This window comes from Deminuibacter soli (assembly GCF_003412455.1).
Lineage (GTDB): Bacteria > Bacteroidota > Bacteroidia > Chitinophagales > Chitinophagaceae > Deminuibacter > Deminuibacter soli.
In genome coordinates, this window is sequence record NZ_QTJU01000015.1 from 70,526 (window position 1) to 81,830 (window position 11,305).

Genomic DNA, 11,305 nt, shown 5'->3' on the forward strand with positions numbered 1-11,305 from the left:
GGGTTATTTGTACAACCATACACGCATCAGCGACAACAGCTGATCAATTTTAAGCGGCTTGGTAATATAATCAGAAGCCCCGGCCTCTATGCATTTCTGCCTGTCGCCCTTCATGGCTTTGGCAGTAACGGCAATAATAGGCATGGTGCTGTTTTTGTGTTCGCGCCTTATTTTCTGCGTGGTTTCGTAACCGTCCATTTCAGGCATCATAATATCCATTAGCACCATATCAATAAATGGCTTTTCGTTCAGAATACTGATGGCTTCGCGTCCGCTCTCGGCTGTTATCACATTGATATTATACCGTTCAAACACGGTCGTGAGTGCAAACAGGTTACGCACATCATCATCCACCACCAATATATTTTTGCCGGTTAAGATATCTTCTTTACGGCGAATCTGCTCAATAATTTTCCGCTTTTCGGGCAACAGCTGCTTGTGCTCAATATGCAGGTGCAGCACAGTGTGCTCCAGCAGCGATTCGAGCGATTCAACGCTCTTGGTCAGCACTGCATTGGAATTACGGCCCAGCATATTCATTTCGGTTTTGCTGAAGTCTTTGGCTGAATATACAATCAGCGGCGTCAGCTTTTTCTTCACGGCGCAGATATTGTTTACCAGGTCGGCACCAGAAATATCGGGCAATGTATAATCCAGGATAATACAGTCGTAGGCTTTTTCTTCCAGCTTATCAACGGCCTCTTTACCGGTATTTACCAGCGTAATTTCCACGCCGTCTGTAGCAAGCATTTTCGCAATCTGCGAGGCTTCCAGTTCATTGTCTTCTACCACCAGTACTTCTTTGTGCGCTTTTTCTTCGAAGCTTACAATATCGGCAAACAGCTCGTTGAGCGATTCGTTTTCGAGCGGTTTCAGGTGGAAGCTGCGTGCACCGCGTTTGAGGGCCAGCATACGGTTCTCTTCACCGGAAATAAGGTGAATGGGTATATGGCGGTAGTTGAGATCGTTGCGCAGCAGGTCAAGCACTTTCCAGCCGCTGGTATCAGGCAGTTTTACATCGAGTGTAATGGCCATAGGTGTAAAGCGGTTGATGTAATCGAACACCTCGAGGTAGCTGGTGGCTACCACACCTTTCAACCCTTCGCTGTGCGCTTTTTCAATCATGATGCGTGCAAAACGGATATCGTCTTCTACAATCAGCAGCACTTTATCATTGGGCTGAATATTGCTGCGGTCGTCACCGGTATCGTTGATCATTTCATTTACCAGGTTCAGGCTCTTGGCCTCTTCATCATTATTAATGCGGATAGCATTCAGCAGGTTGTCAATATCACCCGAATTGGCACCGAGTTCAAGACTGGCAAAGCTTTCCGGGCTCTGATCCTGCTGCAGTACAAAATGATTGTCGATGGGCAGGAACAAGGTAAACACGCTGCCCACACCCGGATTGCTTTCCAGCTCAATGGTGCCACCCAGCAGCTCTGCCAGGCCGCGGCTGATGGAAAGCCCCAGGCCTGTACCGCCATATTTGCGGCTGGTACTGCCCTCTGCCTGCTGGAAAGCTTCAAAAATGATGTTCTGTTTTTCGAGCGGTATTCCGATGCCTGTATCGCTGATGGCAAAGGCTACTACGCGGCTTGCCTGGTCGAGCGTTGGCATGCCTGATTTCCAGTTGCGCTTGGCTTCGTAAATGCGGAGTTTCACTTCGCCTTTTTCGGTAAACTTAAAGGAGTTGGACAGCAGGTTTTTCAAAATCTGGTTCAAACGCTGCAGGTCTGTTTCCAGTATTTCGGGCAAACCGAAGTCGGTTTCAATATTAAAGCGCAGGTGACGGGCTTCAGAAATGGGCTTGAACGTGGTTTCCACGAAATTGGCAATTTCATGAAATTTAACCGCAGAGAAGTTCGCAGAAATAAAGCCTGATTCAATTTTAGACAGGTCAAGTATATCATTGATCAGCTGAATCAGGTCATCACCACAGGAGTGGATGGTTTTCGCATACCGTATCTGTTTTTCATTCAGGTTGCCTTCCACGTTCTCGTACAGTTGCTGGGCAAGAATCAGCAAGCTGTTCAGCGGTGTACGCAGCTCGTGCGACATGTTGGCCAGAAACTCAGATTTGTATTTGGAGGTAAGCGTGAGCTGTTCTGCTTTTTCTTCCAGCGAACGGCGCGCTTCTTCCACTTCCTTGTTCTTGTTTTCCACTTCGTTTTTCTGCTTCACCAATAGCAGGGCCTTATCCTGCAATTCGTCGTTCGTTCTTCTCAGCTCTTCCTGTTGTATTTTCAATTCACCGGCGAGCGACTGCGACTGTGCCAGCAGTTCTTCTGTACGCGAGTTGGTTTCAATCGTATTCAATACGATACCGATACTTTCCGTTAACTGTCCAAGGAAGTCTAAGTGAATGTCACTAAACACATCCAGCGAAGCCAGTTCAATCACTGCTTTCACATCGTTCTCGAACAATACGGGCAGAATAATGAGGTTGGCTGGTTTTGCCTGGCCCAGGCCGGAGCTGATTTTAATATAATCACCCGGCACATCCGAAAGAATGATGCGTTCTTTTTCAAACGCCACCTGGCCTACCAGGCCTTCGCCAATGGCAAATTCTTTTGGCAATTTCTTGCCTGATTTATACGCATATGCAGCAAACAATTTCAATTTATCCAGGCGTGTTTCTTCCTCCTGCTGTAAAATGTAGAAGGCGCCGTAGTGCGCGGTTACCACCTGCGCCAGCTCGCTGAGAATACGTTTGGTTACCGTATTCAGGTCTTTCTGGCCCTGCAGCATCTGCGTAAACTTGGCCAGGTTCGATTTCAGCCAGTCCTGCTCCTGGTTACGCAGCGTTGTTTCACGCAGGTTGGTGATCATCTGGTTAATGGTATCTTTTAATGCTTCCACCTCACCTTTTGCTGCCACACGGATGTTTCGCGTAAGATCGCCTTTGGTTACCGCAGAGGCTACTTCAGAAATCGAACGCACCTGGGTAGTAAGGTTTTGTGCAAGCTGATTCACATTCTCCGTCAGGTTCTTCCAGATACCAGAGGCACCGGGTACACTGGCCTGCCCACCCAGCTTACCATCTACACCCACTTCACGCGCCACGGTGGTTACCTGGTCTGCAAACAGCGCCAGCGTATCAATCATTTCGTTAATGGTATCGGTTAACTGCGCCACTTCACCTTTGGCATTAATGGAGAGTTTCTGGCGCAGGTTACCGGTTGCCACCGAGGTTACCACTTTTGCAATACCGCGCACCTGGCTGGTAAGGTTGCTGGCCATCATGTTTACACTATCGGTCAAATCTTTCCAGGTACCGGCCACACCTTTTACTTCAGCCTGGCCGCCCAGCTTACCTTCTGTACCTACTTCACGCGCCACACGCGTTACCTCGAAGGCAAAGGAGTTCAGCTGTTCCACCATGGTGTTGATGGTATTCTTTAGATCGAGGATTTCACCCTTTACGTCAATGGCCACGGTTTTACTCAGGTCACCGCCTGCCACCGCCTTGGTTACTTCGGCAATATTGCGCACCTGCGCGGTAAGGTTACCCGTCATGTGGTTTACAGAATCCGTCAAGTCTTTCCAGGTACCCGCAACCCCCGGCACAAAGGCCTGGCCACCCAGCTTGCCATCGGTACCCACTTCACGAGCCACGCGCGTTACTTCCGAAGCAAAGGCGCGCAGCTGATCCACCATCGTGTTCAGTGTTTCTTTCAGCTGCAATATCTCGCCGCGCACATCCACCGTAATTTTTTTCGACATGTCCCCGTTGGCCACCGCAATGGCTACCTCGGCAATATTGCGCACCTGGTCGGTAAGGTTACCGGCCATCATGTTCACCGAATCAGTCAAATCTTTCCAGGTACCTGCAACGCCCGGTACAAAGGCCTGGCCGCCCAGTTTACCATCTGTACCTACTTCACGCGCCACACGTGTTACTTCAGATGCGAAACCACGCAGCTGATCCACCATGGTATTGATGGTATTTTTCAGCTCCAGGATTTCACCCTGTACATCTACCGTGATTTTACGCGATAAGTCACCATTGGCCACAGCCGTGGTTACTTCAGCAATGTTGCGCACCTGCGAAGTAAGGTTGCTGGCCATTTTATTTACGCTATCTGTTAAGTCTTTCCAGGTACCGGCTACACCAGGCACGTTGGCCTGACCGCCGAGTTTACCTTCAGAGCCTACTTCACGCGCCACACGTGTTACTTCCGATCCAAAGGAGTTCAGCTGATCCACCATGGTGTTGATGGTATTCTTCAACTCCAGGATCTCACCTTTCACATCTACCGTAATCTTGCGCGACAAGTCGCCCTTGGCCACGGCAGTCGTTACTTCTGCAATGTTACGCACCTGCGAAGTCAGGTTACTACCCATCTGGTTTACAGAATCCGTCAAATCTTTCCATACACCGCCCACACCTTCTACTGTTGCCTGGCCACCGAGCTTGCCTTCACTGCCCACTTCACGCGCCACACGTGTTACTTCAGAGCCGAAGGAGTTCAGCTGATCCACCATCGTGTTGATCGTATTCTTCAATTCGAGAATTTCACCCTGCACATCCACCGTAATCTTGCGCGACAAGTCACCATTAGCCACAGCCGTAGTTACTTCCGCGATGTTACGCACCTGGCCGGTGAGGTTACTCGCCATTTTATTTACACTATCTGTCAAATCTTTCCAGGTACCGCCCACGCCCGGCACATCTGCCTGTCCGCCCAGCTTACCTTCACTGCCTACTTCACGCGCCACGCGCGTTACTTCGGAGCCGAAGGAGTTCAGCTGATCCACCATGGTATTGATCGTATTTTTCAATTCAAGGATCTCGCCTTTTACATCCACCGTAATCTTGCGCGACAAGTCGCCCTTGGCCACAGCCGTGGTTACTTCCGCGATGTTGCGCACCTGGCCGGTAAGGTTGCTTGCCATCTGGTTCACCGAATCTGTCAGGTCTTTCCAGGTACCGGCTACACCTTTTACCTGCGCCTGGCCACCCAGCTTGCCTTCTGTACCTACTTCCAGCGCCACACGCGTTACTTCTGATGAGAAAGAGTTCAGCTGATCCACCATGGTGTTGATGGTATTCTTCAATTCAAGGATCTCGCCTTTTACATCCACCGTAATCTTGCGCGACAAGTCGCCCTTGGCCACAGCCGTGGTTACTTCCGCAATGTTACGTACCTGCGCAGTAAGGTTACTGCCCATCTGGTTTACAGAATCCGTGAGGTCTTTCCATACACCACCAACACCTTCCACTGTTGCCTGCCCGCCCAGCTTACCTTCACTACCCACTTCACGCGCCACGCGCGTTACTTCGGAGCCAAAGGAGTTCAGCTGATCCACCATGGTGTTGATCGTATTTTTCAGTTCAAGGATCTCACCTTTTACATCCACCGTAATCTTGCGCGACAAATCCCCCTTAGCCACCGCCGTGGTTACTTCCGCGATGTTACGCACCTGGCCGGTAAGGTTGCTTGCCATCTGGTTCACCGAATCTGTCAGGTCTTTCCAGGTACCGGCTACACCTTTTACCTGCGCCTGGCCACCCAGCTTGCCTTCTGTACCTACTTCCAGCGCCACACGGGTTACTTCGGATGAGAAAGAGTTCAGCTGATCCACCATGGTGTTGATGGTATTCTTCAACTCCAGGATCTCGCCTTTTACATCCACCGTAATCTTGCGCGACAAATCGCCCTTGGCCACAGCCGTGGTTACTTCCGCGATGTTGCGCACCTGCGCGGTAAGGTTGCTGCCCATCTGGTTTACAGAATCCGTGAGGTCTTTCCACACACCACCTACACCTTTTACTTTTGCCTGTCCGCCCAGTTTACCTTCACTGCCTACTTCACGCGCCACGCGTGTTACCTCACGGGAAAACAGGTTCAGCTGTTTAACCATGTAGTTTACTTCGCGCGCAATACTCAGGAACTCGCCTTTAAGCATGTGCCCGCCAATTTCCAGCGGCATTTCCTCGCTCAGGTCGCCCTTGGCCACAGAGCTGATTACATGCGCAATTTCGATGGTGGGATGCACGAGATCGGATATCAATGTATTGAGTGAATCAACGCCGCTGCGCCAGGCCCCTTTGCCATCAGGCAGGGCAATGCGTTCGGTAAGTTTACCCTGGCGGCCGATGGTTTTGCCTGCCTGTGTAAACTCGTGCATCATTTTTTCGTTGAGCTCGATGATTTCGTTAAGCGTGTCGGATATTTTCCCGTAGATGCCGGTTTCTTCCTTTGGCATGCGGGCTTTGAAGTTACCGTTCTTGATTTCAATTAATACATGCAGCAAAGTATTGCTGTCTATGTAGTCGGCTTCAGCCATGTTTTTAGGTGCTGCAGTGATAATTTCAGCCGATCGTTTGACGGGTTTGGGTACATGTGTACCATTGCCATTTTTAGCAGGCTCAAGCACTTGTTTCGAAGGCATAGTTCAGTGGTTATTGGGATTAGCGTTTTATACAATAAATTATTGTGTGGAAATATTTCCACAAATTCACGCCATCCCAACATAGTCGGGTGTATTTATGCAGGTTTCTGCGAAGGTTAGTTGGCAACCGGGGGACGTGCAGCAGTTATGGGGTAAAATCTGTGCCAGAATTGTGAGTGGTGAGTGACGCGCCGGGGCCGGTGAATAGTGAATAGGCAATAGTGAATGAAATACAAAGTCCCTTCCCGGCTAAGCCGGGAAGGGACCTGTTATGCGAAGCCAGATTTTTCAACATTAAACTTTAAACCATTAAACAATTGAACTATTGAACAATTGAACTTTTGAACTATTGAACCTTCCTACTCCGCCCGCAGGCTCTTTACCGGGTTCATACCTGCAGCTTTCACCGCTTTGATGCTTACGGTAAGCAGGGCGATGCCGAAAGTAACAAATGCAGCCAGCAGAAATACCCAGAAACTCATCGGTGTTTGGTAAGCAAAGTTCTGCAGCCATTGGTGCATGGCATAATAACCTGCAGGTATGGCAATACAGGTGGCAATGAGCACGGGTTTCAATAAATCTTTCGACAAAAGCACTACAATACTTTTAACAGAAGAACCCAGCACTTTACGCACACCGATTTCTTTAAAGCGTTTGGCTGCGGTAAATGATGCCAGTCCAAACAAACCCAGGCAGGCAACAAAAATGGCCAGGCAGGCAAATATTGTAAGGATGGTTTGCTGGCGCAGGTTGTTGCGGTATAATTCATTAAACTGCTCATCCAGGAAACTGTATTCCAGCGGGTAACCCGGCGCTGCATTGGCATACGCGGCTTTAATATAACGCATCGCAGCATCAATCTGGCCAGGCTGTATTTTAATCAGCGTCATGCGCCTGTCCTGCGCAGGTGATATTACCAGCTGTGACAGTTCTTCTTTCAGGGAGCGGAAATTAAAATCTTCCACTACGCCTACTACATACCGTTTGTCGGGGTCGCGCAACGTGTTCTGTATCCATTTGCCCAAGGCCTGCTGCGGTGTCCAGCCCAGTTTGGCTGCAGCAGTTCTGTTAATCAGCACCGCGTTGGTTGTATCTGTAGGGTATCGGGCAGAAAAATCGCGGCCTGCAATCACTTTCAGCCCCAATGTTTTTACATACTCGAAATCGGCATACTCTGTATTGGAACTCCATTTCTGCGGCTGTCCTTCCACTTCAAATATCTGGGTATCGAAAAAGCCGCCCGGTGCACCCGACATCATTGAAACCGATGCAATACTGCTCTGGCTTTCCAGTGCGTGTTTAAAGCTGAGCATATGGTCGTAAATATCATTGTTATCGATGGGTATCATCAATGTCTGCGCCTTATCATAACCCAGCTGTTTGTTTTTTACAAAGTTGAGCTGTTTGGTCATCATCAGTGTGCCGATAATCAGAAACACCGATATACTGAATTGCACTACTACCAGCCCCTGCCTGAATGCCGCACCACCCTTACCCAGCCGCAGCTTGCCTTTTAAAGCCTGGAACGGCGTGAAGTTAGACATAAACAAGGCCGGGTAACTGCCCGCCAGCACACCAACCACCAATACAATACCACCCATAAACAATAACAGCAGGCCGGTATTGCCACGAATACTGAGTGAATAACCCAGCAGGTGGCTATAGGCCGGCATTACCAGTGTTAGCAATACCACAGACAGCAGGCACGATATGGTAGCCACCAGTACCGATTCGCCAATAAACTGCCCGATGATCTGTTTGCGCAGGGCACCCATTACTTTGCGCAGCCCTACTTCTTTGGAACGCTCTATTGCACGCACCGTAGAAAGATTGATAAAATTGATACAGCCGATCAGCAAAATAAGCGCAGCAATGGAGAGAAAGATATATACCACTGATTTATCGCCATGACGTACGTCGCCATCATAGGTTGCGCTGCTAAAATAAACATCCTGCAGGGGTTTCAGCATCAGCGTAAAATGATAGCCAAGCTTACGCATATCCGTACCCATGTGCCGTTCCATAAAGTCAGGCAGCATTTTTTCCAGCTGCTCCCTGCTGGCATGGGGAGCAAGCTGTACGTAGGTAAACAAACCATTGTTGATCCATACCGTCATCATGCCGGTGTTGGCATAATTCGATATTGGCACTACCAGGTCAAAATCGAGGTGTGAATTGCTGGGTACATCTTTGGCAATGCCTGCTACTTTCAACTGCAGGCTTTTATCAAGTTGAATTACCTTGCCCATGGCATTATCCACACTGCCGAAATATCTTTTTGCCGTGGTTTCTGTAAGCACTGCCACGGAAGGATTGTTCAGGATGGTTGCAGGGTTGCCCTTGATCAGCGGGAAGGTAAACAGCGTGAAAAAATCGGGGTCAACATCCACAATCTTTTTTTCATGAAAAGAACGGTTGCCGATGGTTACCAATCCATCCGTACTATTTACACGCACCATTTTGGAGATCTGTCCCCTGAAATCGTTTTGCAGCGCAGGGCCATATGGACCGGATAAATAGGCCACCTGGAAGTCTTTTCCATCGTTTTTAATACCCCGCATAACACGGTAAATATCATTACCGTTTTTATGAAATTTATCAACGCTTGTTTCGTGCATAATAAACAGGAAAATCATCATGCAAACCGTAATGCCGATCGTTAAACCAAGTATGTTGATAAAAGAAAACATCTTGCTTTTCATCAGGTTGCGCCAGGCTATCTTGATATAATTACTGAACATAAGCTGCTTTATAGTTGGTAACCCGGAGACAACGCCAAGCCAATGCCAGCATGCAATTCACTACTTATCAACCGGTTATCAAAACGTGCCTGCAATAAGTGTCCGGTTTTGATACAATACCTGTACGGATACAGGCGTCAGTCGTGAGTGATCTAAGCGAGTATTAATTTCGAGAGCCGAGACATCGACATGTCGAGACTATCTTTGCGAATATTATACATATCGCCAGAGGCGATTTACCGTAAACAAACTCGCAGCTCGTAGCTTGCAGCTCTTTCCGGTGACAAGCTTTTACAAGAACTTGTTAAAAGAATACTAGTATCACACCTGCTCCGGTGGTTAAATTTGATTATTCCCTTTTACCATAAAGATGCCGGCAGGCGCAAACACAGGCTGTATGTATGTTTGATACAGGCCCGGCCTTGCATTGCCATCATCACAACGATTGCTTATTCATAAAAACAAAAGCATATGAAAAACAACAATGCTGCCATCATGGTATTGGCAACAGCCCTTCTTTGCACAGGCTTATTCACTTCCTGTAAAAAAACAGCCACACCTGCTGCCGGTGAAAACACAACGCAGCGCAGCGTTTTAGCCACCAATGGCTTTGGCAATGGCGTTAACCTACAGCCTTCGTATTACAATGGCGGCAATCCCAATTTCGGCTGGTCGTTAATGAAACAGCAAACCAAAATCAAAACTGTCAGAATTGAAATTGAACCGGGTTATGTAACACAGGCCAAAAGCTGGATTTCACAGGCCCGCAGCAATGGCTATGCAGTGATAGCCACTTATCACAATGCTTCGGTACTTGGATCGGACAATACCAATGATTTAAACGCAGCAGCCAACTGGTGGGTAAGCAATTATGCCACGCTGGCTTCTGCCGGAAGTTTTACCATCAACCTGATGAACGAATGGGGCAGCCATAATCTAACGGCAAATGCTTACGCAAGCGCCTATAATACTGCCATGCAAACGGTAAGGCGTGTGTACTCCGGCGCCATTATTATTGATGTGCCGGGCTGGGGGCAGGAAACTGCCATTGCCGCTGCTGCTGCCAAAGGGTATAATGGCGGCACAAAAATCAGCGATGGCAATTATATTCTCTCTGCACACATTTATCCCGGCTCCTGGAACCAGGCCAAAAACAGGTATGTCAACACTTCTGATATCGACGACCTGGCCAGCGCAGGCAAACCCTGCATGCTGGGTGAGTTCGGTAACTCCGGCGGTTCGGGTGCAGACTGGTCGGCCATTGTAGACTACGCACGCAACAAGGGCTGGACGGTATTGGCCTGGGCCTGGAACGGTGACGGCGGCAGCATGAACATGGTTACACCATCATGGGCATCGAACGGCGGGGCCACTTCATTCAGCCTGAGTTCCTATTTCAATGTGGCTTACGCGAAGCTGTAAAACATGGTTACAACAACTGGTAAACGCCCTGCGCATGCTGTGCAGGGCGTTTTATTTTCACCTGTGATTTGTATCATTAATTCTTTTAAAAAGATCCATTCACAGACACCAGGATAAGGTAATTTTGCAGCCGTATGGAATTTACAAAAACGTATACAGCAAAAGACGAGCATATTGATGTGCAGCAAATCATGGATGGACTGTACTACCCTTTTTACATGGAGTATTGCAGGCATGATTACATCCGTGAAGTGTTGGGTTTCGATTTTGAAGCAGAAGCCCATAATGGTATTTACATGGTATTGTCCGGCTACAACATCCAGTTTCTGCGCTCCCTGAAAAAAGGAGATGAATTTACAGTAACCTGTACCCTGTATGCCGACCCGGACGGACTTCCCAGGCTGCATTTCAAGCAAAGTATATTGCTCAATGGCAAGGTAATGACCAGGGCAGTTTTCACCGGTACCTGCATTAATGCCAAAGGCGGCAGACCTTATTTGCCGGATGTAATAAAACCGCTGATTGAAAACGCACCGAAGCTGGAGAAGGAAGCGAAGTAGTGAGTAGTGAGTGGTGAGTGGTGAGTGAGTGAAGCAGATCACTGGTGAATAGTCAATCACTGTTGTCCGGTAAAAACGGAAAGCAGTGCTTTTTTTTGCTGTAATGCAACAAAATCAGGCGTGTGAGTGGTCGTATAAAAAGGCAAGCCCCCTTTATTGTGAAGGGAAAAAACTAAGCTGTAT

General features: G+C 48.5%; 4 protein-coding genes. 2 read left to right on the plus strand and 2 right to left on the minus strand.

The window, feature by feature from the left end; translation table 11 throughout:
- Positions 1 to 3: 3 nt before the first annotated feature.
- A complete protein-coding gene (locus DXN05_RS23470) occupies positions 4 to 6,399 on the minus strand; it encodes a HAMP domain-containing protein (RefSeq protein WP_211330132.1) in 6,396 nt (2,131 codons plus the stop codon).
- Between the two features lie 359 nt (positions 6,400 to 6,758).
- Positions 6,759 to 9,140 (minus strand): ABC transporter permease, encoded by a 2,382-nt coding sequence (locus DXN05_RS23475; protein WP_116849751.1) that lies wholly within the window; start codon positions 9,138 to 9,140, stop codon positions 6,759 to 6,761.
- Between the two features lie 471 nt (positions 9,141 to 9,611).
- Here DXN05_RS23475 and DXN05_RS23480 point away from each other — a divergent pair, with 471 nt between their 5' ends.
- Entirely contained in the window at positions 9,612 to 10,562 is a 951-nt protein-coding gene (locus DXN05_RS23480; protein WP_211330133.1) for a glycoside hydrolase family protein, read from the plus strand.
- A gap of 134 nt (positions 10,563 to 10,696) precedes the next feature.
- The gene (locus tag DXN05_RS23485; RefSeq protein WP_116849752.1) at positions 10,697 to 11,122 is read left to right on the plus strand and encodes an acyl-CoA thioesterase; all 426 of its coding nucleotides are present in this window, start codon (positions 10,697 to 10,699) and stop codon (positions 11,120 to 11,122) included.
- The last annotated feature ends 183 nt before the right edge of the window (positions 11,123 to 11,305 follow it).

Coding starts and splice junctions, on each gene's coding strand:
- DXN05_RS23480 (WP_211330133.1), top strand. CDS start 9,612: ATGAAAAACAACAATGCTGCCATCATGGTATTGGCAACAGCCCTTCTT.
- DXN05_RS23475 (WP_116849751.1), bottom strand. CDS start 9,140: ATGTTCAGTAATTATATCAAGATAGCCTGGCGCAACCTGATGAAAAGC.
- DXN05_RS23470 (WP_211330132.1), bottom strand. CDS start 6,399: ATGCCTTCGAAACAAGTGCTTGAGCCTGCTAAAAATGGCAATGGTACA.
- DXN05_RS23485 (WP_116849752.1), top strand. CDS start 10,697: ATGGAATTTACAAAAACGTATACAGCAAAAGACGAGCATATTGATGTG.